At 60.4% G+C, this 13,942-nt stretch carries 14 protein-coding genes, 1 tRNA gene and 1 pseudogene; 11 read left to right on the forward strand and 5 right to left on the reverse strand.

From position 1 onward, the window contains the following. Positions 1-39: 39 nt before the first annotated feature. Genes murI through hemA form a run of 5 tightly spaced genes read right to left on the reverse strand, consistent with a single transcriptional unit; the run spans position 40 to position 4,765 of the window. Positions 40-837: a glutamate racemase gene (gene murI / locus C2H86_RS07895; protein ID WP_159412121.1), complete on the reverse strand. Its 798-nt coding sequence runs from the start codon at positions 835-837 to the stop codon at positions 40-42. Further along, entirely contained in the window at positions 830-1,585 is a 756-nt protein-coding gene (locus C2H86_RS07900; protein ID WP_159412122.1) for a molybdopterin-synthase adenylyltransferase MoeB, read from the reverse strand. Before C2H86_RS07900 ends, murI begins: the two co-directional genes overlap by 8 nt. Next, the gene (prmC, locus tag C2H86_RS07905; protein WP_159412123.1) at positions 1,579-2,409 is read right to left on the reverse strand and encodes a peptide chain release factor N(5)-glutamine methyltransferase; all 831 of its coding nucleotides are present in this window, start codon (positions 2,407-2,409) and stop codon (positions 1,579-1,581) included. The genes C2H86_RS07900 and prmC overlap by 7 nt, the downstream gene beginning before the upstream one ends. After that, positions 2,409-3,491: a peptide chain release factor 1 gene (prfA, locus tag C2H86_RS07910; protein ID WP_159412124.1), complete on the reverse strand. Its 1,083-nt coding sequence runs from the start codon at positions 3,489-3,491 to the stop codon at positions 2,409-2,411. The genes prmC and prfA overlap by 1 nt, the downstream gene beginning before the upstream one ends. Then, positions 3,488-4,765 carry a glutamyl-tRNA reductase gene (gene hemA, locus C2H86_RS07915; RefSeq protein ID WP_110638411.1) on the reverse strand — a complete coding sequence of 426 codons (1,278 nt, stop codon included), beginning with the start codon at positions 4,763-4,765 and terminating at the stop codon, positions 3,488-3,490. The genes prfA and hemA overlap by 4 nt, the downstream gene beginning before the upstream one ends. A 469-nt stretch (positions 4,766-5,234) precedes the next feature. Between hemA and C2H86_RS07920 the strand changes: the two genes are divergently transcribed. The 11 genes and pseudogenes from C2H86_RS07920 (at position 5,235) to C2H86_RS07970 (ending at position 13,939) form a co-directional block, all read left to right on the forward strand. Beyond that, positions 5,235-5,723, forward strand: a complete 489-nt coding sequence (locus C2H86_RS07920) for an Hcp family type VI secretion system effector (RefSeq protein ID WP_159412125.1) — start codon at positions 5,235-5,237, stop codon at positions 5,721-5,723. Between the two features lie 10 nt (positions 5,724-5,733). Next, positions 5,734-6,708, forward strand: a complete 975-nt coding sequence (locus C2H86_RS07925; protein WP_159412126.1) for a hypothetical protein — start codon at positions 5,734-5,736, stop codon at positions 6,706-6,708. Next, the gene (locus tag C2H86_RS07930) at positions 6,705-7,076 is read left to right on the forward strand and encodes a hypothetical protein (protein WP_159412127.1); all 372 of its coding nucleotides are present in this window, start codon (positions 6,705-6,707) and stop codon (positions 7,074-7,076) included. Before C2H86_RS07925 ends, C2H86_RS07930 begins: the two co-directional genes overlap by 4 nt. Positions 7,077-7,204: 128 nt before the next feature. Next, positions 7,205-7,303, forward strand: a pseudogene (locus C2H86_RS07935) (Hcp1 family type VI secretion system effector); the annotation flags it as partial. 10 nt (positions 7,304-7,313) lie between these two features. Beyond that, complete coding sequence (locus C2H86_RS07940; RefSeq protein WP_159412128.1) at positions 7,314-8,291, forward strand: hypothetical protein; 978 nt, start codon at positions 7,314-7,316, stop codon at positions 8,289-8,291. 648 nt (positions 8,292-8,939) lie between these two features. Further along, a complete protein-coding gene (locus tag C2H86_RS07945; protein WP_159412129.1) occupies positions 8,940-10,652 on the forward strand; it encodes a tetratricopeptide repeat protein in 1,713 nt (570 codons plus the stop codon). A gap of 4 nt (positions 10,653-10,656) precedes the next feature. Then, positions 10,657-11,274 (forward strand): lipoprotein insertase outer membrane protein LolB, encoded by a 618-nt coding sequence (lolB, locus tag C2H86_RS07950; RefSeq protein ID WP_159412130.1) that lies wholly within the window; start codon positions 10,657-10,659, stop codon positions 11,272-11,274. A 4-nt stretch (positions 11,275-11,278) separates the two neighbouring features. Then, positions 11,279-12,139: a 4-(cytidine 5'-diphospho)-2-C-methyl-D-erythritol kinase gene (gene ispE, locus C2H86_RS07955; protein WP_159412131.1), complete on the forward strand. Its 861-nt coding sequence runs from the start codon at positions 11,279-11,281 to the stop codon at positions 12,137-12,139. Positions 12,140-12,160: 21 nt separating this feature from the next. After that, positions 12,161-12,235 (forward strand) — tRNA-Gln (locus C2H86_RS07960). Between the two features lie 48 nt (positions 12,236-12,283). Beyond that, a complete protein-coding gene (locus tag C2H86_RS07965; RefSeq protein ID WP_003247410.1) occupies positions 12,284-13,225 on the forward strand; it encodes a ribose-phosphate pyrophosphokinase in 942 nt (313 codons plus the stop codon). A 120-nt stretch (positions 13,226-13,345) separates the two neighbouring features. Beyond that, on the forward strand, positions 13,346-13,939 hold the full coding sequence (locus C2H86_RS07970) for a 50S ribosomal protein L25/general stress protein Ctc (RefSeq protein WP_085673914.1): 594 nt from the start codon (positions 13,346-13,348) through the stop codon (positions 13,937-13,939). Positions 13,940-13,942 lie beyond the last annotated feature (3 nt).

The raw sequence follows: 13,942 nt of genomic DNA on the forward strand, positions 1-13,942 counted from the left end.
GGCGTTAGTACGATAGTTCAGCTGCTTTTAACGTTTTTTTCACAACGCAAAGCTTTGCACACTGTCGGACTTGTGCCACAGCACAGATAGGATCTGTTTCAACAACTGCGGATCGGCACTGGTCCAGAACACCGCGTCCCGCGCAGGCCCTTCCGCCAGCATGTCCCGCTCCCCAAGTAGCCGCTGCAGCTGGCGCGCCACGGCGGCACCGGTATCGATGATGGCCACACTGGCAGGCACCATCTGCGCCAGCAGCGGGCGCAGGAACGGGTAATGGGTGCAGCCGAGGATCAACGTATCGCAGCCAGCGGCCAGCAACGGCTGCACATAACCCAGCAGTAGCTGGCGCAACTGCGGGCTGCCGAGGTCACCGGTTTCGATCAGCTCGACCAGCCCTGGGCAGGGCTGGGTGATCACTTGCACATCGTTGGCAAAGCGGTCGAGCAAGGCAGCAAACTTGGCACTCTGCAAGGTACCGGTGGTGGCCAGCACGCCGACCACGCCCGAGCGGGTGGCGGCAGCGGCAGGCTTGACCGCCGGCTCCATGCCGACCAAGGGCCAGTCGGGGTACAACTCGCGCAGGTCGGCAACCGCAGCCACGGTCGCTGTATTACAGGCCAGGACCATTGCCTTGGCACCTTGCGCCTGGAAGAACTCGGCGATGCGCCGGCAACGCTGGCGGATGTAGTCCGGGGACTTCTCGCCATAGGGCACATGACCACAATCAGCCACGTAAAGGAGTGACTCGTCTGGCAGCAGGCGCTGGATCTCGGCGAGCACCGACAAGCCGCCGACCCCCGAGTCCATCACGCCGACCGGCGCCGAGCGCTCAGCCATCGCGCTTGCCGCACACGGCACAGGCCGGGTCACGCTTGACCCGTAGCTCACGCAGCCGCGTGCCAAGGGCATCGATCAACAGCAGGCGGCCTATGAGCGGTTCGCCGAAGCCGGCCAGCAGCTTCATCGCCTCCAGTGCCTGCAGGCTACCAACCAACCCCACCAGCGGGCCGATCACGCCGGCTTCGCTGCAGGTCAGCTCGTCTTCGCTGCCGTGGCCGTAGAGGCAGTGGTAGCAAGGGCTGTAGTCACGGCGCGGGTCGAATACCGACAACTGGCCTTCCAGACGGATCGCCGCGCCGCTCACCAGTGGTTTACCCGCCGCGAAGCAGGCCACATTGACCGCCTCGCGCGTACCGAAGTTGTCGGAGCAGTCCAGCACCAGATCGACCGCTGCCACCGCGGCGGCCAGGGAGTCTTCGTCCAGTGCCTGGCGGTGGGCAACCAACGCAACCTCGGGGTTGATCGCCTGCAACCGCTGCAATGCCGAATCCACCTTGCTCATGCCGACGCTGTCGCTGTCATGGATGACCTGGCGTTGCAGGTTGGTCAGGTCGACGGTGTCGAAGTCGGCAAGGTGCAGCTCCCCCACACCCGCAGCCGCCAGGTACAGCGCCACCGGCGAGCCGAGGCCGCCGAGGCCGACGATCAATACCTTGCTGTGCTTGAGCCGCAGCTGGCCGTCGATGTCCACCTGGGCCAGCAGAATCTGCCGGCTGTAACGCAACAGTTCCTGATCGCTCAGCATGGCAGGCGCCCCAGTGAAATACGCTCATGGCCGCCCAGGTCCTTGCGGCTGGCCACCTCGGTGAAGCCTTGTGCGCTCAGCAAGGCACGCACATCCGCCGCCTGGTCGTATCCGTGCTCGAGCAGCAGCCAGCCACCGGGCAACAGATGTTCAGGTGCCTGGGCGACGATCACCCGCAGGTCATCGAGGCCATCGCTACCGGCCACCAGCGCGCTACTGGGCTCGAAACGCACGTCGCCTTCGACCAGGTGCGGGTCTTCGGCGCGGATGTATGGCGGGTTGCTGAGAATCAGGTCGAAACGCTGCCCGGCCAGGCTGCCGAACCAATGGCTGGCAAGCACCTGGACGTTGCCCAGGCCCAGACGCTGGCGATTGCGCTCGGCCAACGCCACAGCTTCTTCGACGCGGTCCACGGCCGTCACCTGCCATGCCGGACAATCGCTGGCCAGGGCCAATGCAATGGCACCGGTGCCGGTACCCAGATCGAGGACCTTGGCTGGCGATGCGGGCTGCAGCTCCAACGCAGTTTCGACCAGCAGTTCGGTATCCGGGCGCGGAATCAGCGTATGTGGCGCCACTTCCAGATCGAGCTTCCAGAAACCCTGCTGCCCCAGAATGTAGGCCACCGGCTCGCCGGCACGGCGGCGCTGCAGGTAGCTGGCGTAGGTCTCGGCATCTTCGCTGCTGACGATGCGCTCGGGCCAGGTGTGCAGGAAGCTGCGCGACTTGCCGATGGCGGCAGCCAGCAGCAGTTCGGCGTCCAGGCGCTCGCTGGGCGAGTCTGGCAGCTGCGCGTTGCGCAGGAGGCTGGCAATGATGGTCATCAGTCCCCCAGGGCAGCCAGTTGGTCGGCCTGGTATTCGGCCAACAACGGTTCGATCACGGCCTCCACGCCACCGGCAAGGATGTCGTCGAGGGAGTACAGGGTCAGGTTGATGCGGTGATCGGTCACCCGCCCCTGTGGATAATTGTAGGTACGGATGCGTTCGGAACGGTCACCGGAACCGACCAGCAGCTTGCGCTCGCTGGCGATGGCGTTCTGCGCGGCGCTGGTCTGCATGTCGTTGAGCTTGGCCGACAGCCACGACATGGCGCGGGCGCGGTTCTTGTGCTGCGAACGCTCTTCCTGGCACTCGACCACGATGCCGGTGGGCAAGTGGGTGATGCGGATTGCCGAGTCGGTCTTGTTCACGTGCTGACCACCGGCGCCCGAGGCACGGTAGGTATCGACGCGCAGGTCGGCCGGGTTGATCTCGATAGCCGCTTGCTCATCGGGCTCGGGCAGCACGGCCACGGTGCAGGCAGAGGTGTGGATCCGGCCCTGGGATTCGGTTTCCGGTACACGCTGAACACGGTGCGCACCGGACTCGAACTTGAGCTTGCCGTACACGTTGTCGCCTTCGACACGGGCAATGATCTCTTTGTAGCCGCCATGCTCGCCTTCGTTCTCGGACAGGATCTCCAGGCGCCAGCCGCGCTTCTCGGCATAGCGCGAGTACATGCGGAACAGGTCGCCGGAGAAGATCGCCGCCTCGTCACCGCCAGTGCCGGCGCGGATTTCGAGGAACACGTTGCGGCCATCGTTGGGGTCCTTGGGCAGCAGCATGCGCTGCAGGTTGGACTCCAGCTCGACCAGCTGCTCCTTGGCTTCGCGTACTTCGTCGACGGCCATCTCGCGCAGGTCGGGGTCGGCGTCCTTGAGCAGTGCCTGGGCGCCTTCGAGGTCGTCTTGCACCTTGCGCCACTCTTTATAGGCGGCGTAAACCGGCTCGACTTCGGCATATTCGCGGGAATAGGCGCGGAAGCGGGTCTGGTCGGATATGACTTCGGCGTCACCAAGCAGCGCGGTGAGTTCCTCGAAGCGGTCCTGGAGAATCTCCAGTTTGTTCAGCAGCGACGCTTTCATTGCGGGGATTTGTCCGTCGAGCCCTCGTTGAGGGCAAAGAGTTCCTGGGCCATGGCCAGCGCATCGAGGCGGCCCTCGGCCGAGAGCTTTTTCAGCTGCACGCTAGGGGCATGCAGGAGTTTGTTGGTCAGGCCCCGGGCCAGTTGCGCCAGTACATCCTCGGGGTTGCCGCCATTGGCCAGCAGGCGCTGGGCCTTTTGCAGTTCTTCGTCACGCAGGCGCTCGCTTTGCTGGCGGTAGGCGCGCAGCACATCGACGGCGGCCAGTTCGCGCAGGCGCAGCATGAAGTCTTCGGCGCCCACCGAAACCAGCTCCTCGGCGGCCTGGGCTGCGCCCTGGCGGCTCTTTAGGTTTTCTGCGACCACTTCGTGCAGGTCATCGACGGTGTACAGGTAAACGTCGTCGAGTTCGCCCACTTGCGGCTCGATATCGCGCGGCACGGCAATATCGACCATGAAGATCGGTTTGTGCCGGCGCTGCTTAAGCGCACTTTCCACCGCACCCTTGCCGAGGATCGGCAGCTGGCTGGCGGTGGAACTGATGACGATGTCGCTGTTGGCCAGCTCTTGCGGGATGTCGGCCAGCAGCACGGCATGGGCCCCGAACTGTTCGGCGAGAATGCTCGCTCGCTCCAGGGTGCGGTTGGCCACGACAATGCGGCGCACACCTTGCTCATGCAGGTGGCGTGCGACCAGGGTGATGGTTTCGCCGGCGCCGATCAGCAGAGCCTGGCTGCGGCCCAGGTCGCTGAAGATCTGCTTGGCCAGGCTGACCGCGGCGAACGCCACGGAAACCGGGTTTTCGCCGATCGCGGTGTCGGTGCGCACCTGCTTGGCGGCGCTGAAGGTCGCCTGGAACAGGCGCCCGAGCAGCGGGCCGATGGTGCCAGCCTCACGCGCCACCGCATAGGCGGACTTCATCTGGCCGAGGATCTGCGGCTCGCCAAGCACCAGCGAGTCGAGCCCGGAGGCCACCCGCATCATGTGCTTCACTGCATCGTGTTCTTCATGGACGTAGGCGCTGGCGCGCAGCTCATCGAGGCTCAGCCGGTGATACGCGGCCAGCCATTGCAGAACGGCGTCGGCGGACAGATGGTCCTGCTCTATATAAAGCTCGCTACGGTTGCAGGTCGACAGGATCGCAGCCTCACGGCTGGCGGTCAGTCGGCAGAGCTGCTGCAGGGCGTCTACCAGCTGCTCTGGGGTAAACGCCACGCGCTCGCGTACGTCTACCGAGGCAGTCTTATGGTTGATACCAAGTGCAAGAAAGGCCATGCAAGGTCGCTGGTTGTGACGAGAAGCCGATAATTGTCCTCTTTCGCAGGTTTTAGAACAACCACCGTTCGCTATTGTCGTGATAGCCCGGGCCGACCCGGCCCCGGGAAGCCCCTGCCCAAGGCTGAAGGCACGCACGAAACCTGTAGGAGCGGCGGTGCGGCGATCCGACTTGCCCCGCGAAGAGGCCAGAGCAGGCTTAGCCAATTTCTGACGATAGCCCTCCCTCACCAGGCTGCTCGCCGCCTTTGGTTGCACAGCCAATGGGTAATATTTCCTACAAATAACAGTCGTCAATGAAACTTCTCGACACGTTCAGACCGAAGTTATCCACATTCTTGTAGTCCATTTCCCAAATAGATGTCCCTCTATTGCCTTCCCCGATATCGGTGCCTAGGCTTGCCAATCACTGACCGGTCCAAGTTTCCCGTCAGCCCCCCCTGTATATGATTGCCAAGGAGAGGTAAGCATGGCTTTTGACGCATATATACAAATCGACGAAATCGCAGGCGAAGCCCTGGATGAGAAATACAACAAATGGATTGAAGTGACCGGCTACGACTTTGGCGTAAGCCAAAGCACCTCAGCCACTGCCAGCTCCGCCGGTGGCGCCACCTCAGGCCGCACCGCCGTCAGCAACTTCAGGTTCACCAAGTTTCTCGACAGCGCAAGCTGCAAACTGATGGAAGCCAGTTGTGCAGGTTTACATCTAAAGGAAGTGAAACTCGCCCTGTGTCGCGCAGGCGGCGACAAGCTCAAGTACTACGAGGTCATTCTCGAAGAAGTGATCATTGCCGATTACACCCAGAGCGCTGCCGATGGTGTGCCGATCGAGGTAGTGCAACTCGATTACGGCCGAATCAAGACCACCTATACCCAACAGAAACGCACCGACGGTTCCGGCGGCGGCAACATCGCTGGCGGGTGGGATCGTATCGGCAACAAGAAGTACGCGTGAGGAAAAGGCCATGACCGAAGCCCGCGCGTTCATCAACCCCAAAATGCAGAACTACCACACACTCAAGGCCGGCCTTGCGCTCAGTGGACATTCGGCAAGCAAGTTCGACGTTCTGAATGCACACATTTATAACAATGTGGTCAGAAGCGGCGAGCTGGTTATAGTCGGTGACTGGTCCACGCCGTCGTGTACCAGCCAGGAGGCGTATCTGATGGCGAAGGCTGCCCAGACGCATATGGGGCTGATGCGCAGCGGGCAAGGTGCCGATGATTTCTTTCTGGAAAATTTCGAGTTGCTCAAAAGTCTGCTTGCCCATGCCGCCACGGGCGCAGGCGTGGTCAGTGATGGCTGGAGCAGGCACCTGAAGGGCATTCAGGGTACGTTGCTGGAAATTGAGAAGCTGTATCAGGAGCATATGAGTTCAGGGACGCTCAAAGCTCGCGATCAGTTCTATGCCAGACGTGCGGCGCTGTTCGCCAGGCTGGATGAGCAGTTGAGCAAAATGGCAGCGTTTGGTGCTAGCTTGCGAAACAAAGGGGCTATCAAGAGAACGCTTGGCATCTCCACGAAAAGCTATTTACATAGAGGGGAAATTGCGTGGTATGCGGATAAGGTTGCCGGTGTGGGCAAAGCTACGAGCCTGATCAAGAGTGGCAGCTACATCGGCGTTGCGCTCGGAGTGGGTGCAACGAGCCTGGAAATTCAAAGGGCCTGCACTTTAGGGCGAGAAGAGGAATGCAGGAAGGCAAAATTCGTCGAGGGTGCATCATTGGCGGGTGGATTAACAGGCGCTAGCGCTGGCGGTTTTGCTGGTGCACTGATTGCGAAACCAGTGTGCGTGGCTCTCGGCCTTCCCAGTGGCGGCACGGGCACACTTGTTTGCGCAGTTGTGCTAGGAGCCATAGCAGGTAAATATGCTGGTGATTACGGGGCAGATAAAAGTAGAGAATATGGGGAAATGCTGTATCACGAGAGCCTCAAATGAACGCGATTGAACCCGGGACAATAGTTATTTTTATTCTTGCTCCTATGGCAATTACGTTCATCACTCAGTGTTACGTCGCTCACAAGTACACTGAGCATTTTGAGTCTTACCTACCTAACTGCAAATACATTACAGACAACAAGATCACCTACAAGCATGCCGGCCTGCCAGGTAAGCTGATGCGCACAGGCTCGATTTCAATTGTTCTGGCGATTCCTAGATTATTTGTATGGAGGGGGGTCGCCCAAGCACAAGAAGTCAAAGATTTCCCCCTGCGCGAGCGTTACATTCTGCTTTCCCTGCTGACCCTGCAGCTCACGCTTTTCGTGGCACTTATGCTTTCGGACCTTCTCTCTGCAAGTATGTGACTTGACCGTAGAGTAGGCGCTGTCGGCGGGATGATAGGCCGGCTTACGAAATAAAGTGTGGCCTTGTATCGCAACAGGGTGTGCCGAGGCAAGCACGAAACCTTTAGGAGCCGGCTCAAGCCCACTTGATCAAGACCACCTATACCCAACAGAAACGCACCGACGGCTCCGGCGGCGGCAACATCGCTGGCGGGTGGGACCGCATCGGCAACAAGAAGCACGCATAAGGAAAATGCCATGACCGAAGCCCGCGCGTTCATCAACCCCAAAATGCAGAACTACCACACACTCAAGGCAGGCCTTGCGCTTAGTGGGCACTCGGCCAGCAAGTTCGACGTTCTGAATGCACACATCTACAACAATGTGGTCAGAAGCGGCGAGCTAGTCATAGTCGGTGACTGGTCCACGCCTTCGTGTACAAGCCAGGAGGCGTATCTGATGGAGAAAGCTGCCGTGGCACACATGGGGCTGATGCGCAGCGGGCAAGGTGCCGATGAATTTTTTCTTGATAATTTCGAGTTGCTTAAAAGTCTGCTCACCCATGCCGCCACGGGCGCAGGCGTGGTCAGTGATGGTTGGAGCAGGCACCTGAAGGCTATTCAGGACACGTTGCTGGAAATTGAAAAACTGTATCAGGAGCACATGAGCTCGGGGACGTTCAAGGCTCGGGATCAGTTGTATGCCAAGCGCGCGGCACTGTTCGCCAGACTGGATGAGCAGCTGAGTAAAATGGCAGCATTTGGTACCAGCTTGCGAAACAAGGGGTCGATCAAAAAGACCCTAGGCATTTCCACGAAAAGCTATTTGAACGCTGGTGAGATTGCAGGGTATGCCGACAAGGTCGCGGGAGTCGGCAAGGCTGCCAACCTGATCAAGAAAGGCGCCTATTTAGGCATTGCGTTGGAGGTCGCAAGTACAAGCCTATCAATCAAAAAAGCATGCACAGAAGGGAGAGAGGAAGATTGCAAAAAAGCTACCATCGTTGAGAGTGGTTCACTTGCAGGTAGTTTGGGAGGAGGCATAGCTGGCGCATACGGTGGGAATTTGATTGGTATGGCAGCCTGTAGCGTGGTCTTGGGAATAGCGTCAGGCGGACCTGGAGCGATCACTTGCGGAGTGGGGGGCGGAGCCTTGGGCGGAATGGTAGGAGGGAGGCTCGGAAGTGACGGAGGAAAATATTTGGGCGAAATTCTGTATGAGCGGGTGATAAAGTGAGCACAATCCAGCTTGCCCTGGGTGCAGCCTATGGCATAATTTTTACAGCGATTTTCATCTCACTACCCCTAACATTCTACTTATCAAATCGCGATACCGAATATATTGAATCCCTGTTACCCAGCTGTAAAATCGTCAATGACAATAGAAACCTATATTCTGGATTTGGCCTGACAGGAAAAATCATTCGATTTGGGGCTCTATCTCTCATGCTGGTTTTCCCAGAAGCATATGCACGCAGGGGCCTAACAGACCTCGACGAGGTTGATAGACTACCCACTCGATTAAAAAAACGACTATGCAGGCTCGTCATCTTCAACCTGGCATTATTTCTAGCATTACTATTAATTCACACTTGCCGATATTTCATTTGAACCTCCCGCCCTTTCGCGCCTAGGGTGACAAATTCAGGCGCTAGCGCTGGAGGTTATGCTGATGCATATATGCTATCAGCGCTCGTGCTTTCCCACTTCCTGTTTCCAGCTCAATAACCGAGTAAACGGGGCAATCTCCACCACCGAACCTCTCACCTACCCCGCTGTCCGACCTAGCACCACCATGCTGTAAACCACGACCTTCGCAGGTGGGTTTGCCCCCGCGCTTGTGTCATCATGCTCCGACCGCCGGTTAGTCTTTTTAAGCCTCTCTATGAACAGACCCTACGCACTGCTGCTTGCCTTCGCCCTGCTCCAGGGCTGCCAGAGCCTGGCCCCGCACAAGGCCGAGCCTCCCGCCGCTGAGGCCGAGGCAAAAAAGCCCGTGGTGTATGGGTCGTTCACGCAAGACACGCTTTATAGCCTGCTGGTGGCTGAACTGGCCGGGCAGCGCAACCGCTTCGACATCGCCCTGGCCAACTACGCCGACCAGGCCGAGAAGACCCAGGACCCGGGCGTCTCCGAGCGCGCCTACCGGATTGCCGAATACCTCGGCGCCGACGAGCCGGCGCTGGACAGCGCGCTGATCTGGGCCAAGAACGACCCTGAGAACCTCGACGCCCAACGCGCCGCCGCCATCCAGCTGGCACGGGCCGGTCGCTATGACGACTCCATGACCTATATGGAGAAGGTGCTGCAGGGCCAGGGTGACACTCACTTCGACTTCCTCGCCCTGTCCGCCGCCGAAACCGACCAGAGCACCCGCGACGGCCTGATGCAGAGTTTCGACCGCCTGCTGGTCAAGTACCCGGACAACAGCCAGCTGGTGTTCGGCAAGGCGCTGCTGCTGAACCAGGACGGCAAGGCCCAAGAGGCCCTCGACCTGCTCGAAGCGCACCCGACGCAGAATGGCGAAATCGCCCCGATCCTGCTGCGCGCCCGCCTGCTCCAGAGCCTGGACCGTGGCCCTGAAGCGCTGCCGCTGCTGCGTGGTGCTATCCGTGACAATCCGGAAGACAAGCGCCTGCGCCTGACCTACGCGCGCACCCTGGTCGAGCAGGACCGCATGGCCGACGCCAAGGCCGAATTCCTCAGCCTGGTCCAGCAGTACCCGGATGACGACGAATCGCGTTATTCCCTGGCCCTGGTGTGCCTGGAGATGAAGGACTGGGACGAAGCCGAGGTCTACCTGCGCGAGCTGATCGAGCGCGACAGCAACGTCGATGCGGCCCACCTCAACCTGGGCCGCATCGCCGAAGAGCGCCATGACCCGGCCGGTGCCTTGCGCGAGTACGCCCTGGTCGGCAACGGCCCGGACTACCTGCCGGCGCAACTGCGCCAAGCCGACATCCTCATTGCCAACGGCCGCGGCACCGAGGCCTCGCGCCTGCTCGCCGAGGCCCGCGAGACGCAGCCTGACTACGCCGTGCAGCTGTACCTGATCGAATCGGAAAGCTACAGCAACAACAACAAGGACGCCCAGGCCGACCAGGTGCTGCAGCAAGCCCTCAAGCACTACCCGGACGATCTCAACCTGCTTTATACCCGCGCCATGCTGGCCGAAAAGCGCGATGACCTGCCGCTGATGGAAAAAGACCTGCGCGCCATCATCGCCCGCGAGCCGGACAACGCCATGGCGCTGAACGCCCTCGGCTACACCCTGGCCGACCGCACCACCCGCTACAGCGAAGCCAAGGCTCTGATCGACAAGGCCCACCAGCTGACCCCGGACGACCCTGCCGTGCTCGACAGCCTGGGCTGGATCAACTACCGCCTGGGCCACCTCGACGAGGCTGAAAACTACCTGCGCCAGGCCTTTGCCCGCTTCCCCGACCACGAAGTGGCCGCTCATCTGGGCGAAGTCCTGTGGGCCAACGGCAAGCGCCGCGAAGCCCGCCAGGTCTGGGCCAAGGGCTTCGAAGCCCAGGCCGACAGCCCCATCCTGCGCAAGACCATCCTGCGCCTGACCGGATCCGAGACCCTTTAACGCCATGTTTCTGCGCCATTGCATCACCTTCACCCTGATCGCCCTGCTGGCTGGCTGCGCCGGCTTCGGAAGCCGCGAGGCCCTGCAGGGCCATGGCGACCCACAGCAGTGGCGTGCCCATAAAGAGCAGTTGAGCAGCCTCGACGGCTGGCAGATCAACGGCAAGGTCGGCATCCGCGCACCGCGCGACTCCGGCAGTGGCACGCTGTTCTGGCTGCAACGCCAGGATTACTACGACATCCGCCTGGCCGGCCCGCTCGGCCGCGGCGCTGCCCGCCTGACCGGCCGCCCTGGCGGCGTGGTACTGGAAGTGGCCAACCAGGGCCGCTATGAAGCCGCCAGCCCCGAAGCCTTGCTGGAAGAGCAGCTCGGCTGGCAGCTGCCGGTCTCGCACCTGGTCTGGTGGGTACGCGGCCTGCCCGCTCCCGACAGCAAGAGCAAGCTGACCCTGGACGGCGACAGCCGCCTGGCCAGCCTCGACCAGGATGGCTGGCAGGTACAGTACCTGCACTATACCGAGCAGAACGGCTACTGGCTGCCGGAGCGCATGAAGCTGCACGGCAAGGACCTCGACGTGACCCTGGTGGTCAAGGACTGGCAACCACGCCAGCTGGGGCACTGATTACATGCACACGCTCACCCTGCCGGCCCCGGCCAAGCTCAACCTGTGGCTGCACATCATCGGTCGCCGCCCCGACGGCTACCACGAGCTGGAAACCGTGTTCCAGTTTCTCGACCATGGCGACGAGCTGAGCTTCGCCCTGCGCGAAGACGGCGTGATCCGCCTGAACACCGAAATCGAAGCGGTGCCCCACGACAGCAACCTGATCGTGCGCGCTGCACGTAAATTGCAGGAACAGTCCGGCACCCGGCTGGGCGCCGATATCTGGCTGACCAAGGTACTGCCCATGGGCGGCGGCATCGGCGGCGGCAGTTCGGATGCGGCGACCACACTGCTGGCGCTGGCACACCTGTGGCAGCTGGACTGGGACGAAGACCGCCTGGCCGCATTGGGCCTGAGCCTGGGTGCCGACGTGCCGGTGTTCGTCCGCGGCCACGCCGCCTTTGCCCAGGGTGTGGGTGAACAACTGACCCCGGTCGACCCCGAAGAGCCCTGGTATGTCGTGCTGGTGCCGCAAGTGTCTGTCAGCACAGTAGAAATTTTTTCACATCCGCAGTTGACACGTGATTCACTCCCCCTTAAGATGCGCCCCGTTCCCGAGGGAAACAGTCGAAATGACTGCCAACCGGTGGTAGAGCAGAATTACCCAGAAGTTCGCAACGCGCTGAATTCATTGGGTAAATTCACAGAGGCTCGACTAACCGGAACTGGAAGTTGTGTGTTTGGGGCCTTCCCAAGCAAAGCCGAAGCTGATAAAGTTCTGGCCCTTCTTTCAGCGACCCAAACAGGGTTTGTGGCGAAAGGAAGCAATGTTTCGATGTTGCATCGCAAGCTGCAAAGTCTGGTCAAGAAGTCGAGCGCATAAGCGTTCGCAAGCAACAGATACAGGGGCGTCGCCAAGCGGTAAGGCAGCAGGTTTTGATCCTGCCATGCGTTGGTTCGAATCCAGCCGCCCCTGCCATTTTCCTTATACTCATCCAGGTATACCCTCAGCCTTCAGGTACTGCGCGTGTCCAAGATGATGGTCTTTACGGGGAACGCTAACCCCGATCTGGCTCGGCGTGTCGTACGTCAGCTGCATATCCCTCTCGGTGACGTCTCTGTCGGTAAATTCTCCGACGGCGAGATCAGCACTGAGATCAATGAAAATGTTCGCGGTAAAGACGTTTTCATTATCCAGCCGACCTGTGCCCCGACCAACGATAACCTGATGGAACTGGTAGTGATGGCCGACGCCTTCCGCCGCTCCTCAGCATCCCGAATCACCGCCGTGATTCCTTACTTCGGATATGCCCGCCAGGACCGCCGTCCGCGTTCGGCACGTGTAGCCATCAGCGCCAAAGTCGTCGCTGACATGCTCACTGTCGTGGGTATCGACCGTGTTCTCACCGTCGACCTGCACGCTGACCAGATCCAAGGCTTCTTCGATATCCCGGTCGACAACATCTACGGCTCGCCCGTACTGGTCGATGACATCGAAGACCAGCGTTTCGAGAACCTGATGATCGTTTCCCCGGACATCGGTGGCGTTGTGCGCGCACGCGCCGTTGCCAAGTCCCTGGGCGTCGATCTCGGTATCATCGACAAACGCCGCGAAAAGGCTAACCACTCCGAGGTTATGCACATCATCGGCGACGTCGAAGGGCGCACCTGCATCCTGGTAGACGACATGGTCGACACCGCCGGCACCCTGTGCCACGCGGCCAAAGCCCTGAAAGAACACGGCGCTGCCAAGGTTTACGCCTACTGCACGCACCCTGTCCTGTCGGGCCGCGCGATCGAGAACATCGAGAAGTCGGTACTGGATGAGCTGGTGGTGACCAACACCGTGCCGCTGTCCGCCGCTGCTCAAGCCTGTGACCGTATCCGCCAGCTGGATATCGCACCGGTTGTCGCTGAAGCGGTCCGCCGCATCAGCAATGAAGAATCGATCAGCGCGATGTTCCGCTAAGCGGGACTCGTGTTGATGTGAAGCGCCCCGCCCCAGCATTTGTTGGGGCGGGGCTTTTTTGCCATCCCCGTCTGGCGCTGGTCGCAAACGCCTTTCGGGAGGCTATTTTGGAGAAGCAAAATGACTGATTTCATCCTGAACGCCCAAGCGCGTACTGACCTGGGGAAAGGTGCGAGCCGCCGCCTGCGTCACTCCGCCAGCATCCCAGCCGTTGTATACGGTGGCGATAAAGAAGCCCAATCCCTGACCATCGTGGCCAAGGAAATCGCCAAGCTGTTCGAAAACGAAGCTGCCTTCAGCCACGTTATCGAACTGAACGTCGACGGCGCCAAGCAGAACGTCGTGGTCAAAGCCATGCAGCGTCACCCGGCCAAAGGCTTCATCATGCACGCCGACTTCGTTCGCGTCGTTGCTGGCCAGAAGCTGACCGCCAAGGTTCCAGTTCACTTCGTTGGTGAAGAAGCTCCGGTCAAGAAAGGCGGCGAAATCTCGCACGTTGTTTCCGAGATCGAAGTTTCCTGCGAAGCCAAAGACCTGCCTGAGTTCATCGAAGTCGACCTGTCCAAGGCCGAAATCGGCGCCATCATCCACCTGTCGGACCTGAAAGCTCCGAAAGGCGTTGAGTTCGTAGCTCTGGCCCACGGTGATGACAAAGCTGTTGCCAACGTTCACGCTCCACGCGTTGCTCCAGAAGCAGAAGGCGCTGCCGAGTAATCC

Source organism: Pseudomonas putida (assembly GCF_009883635.2).
GTDB classification, from domain to species: Bacteria; Pseudomonadota; Gammaproteobacteria; order Pseudomonadales; family Pseudomonadaceae; genus Aquipseudomonas; species Aquipseudomonas putida_W.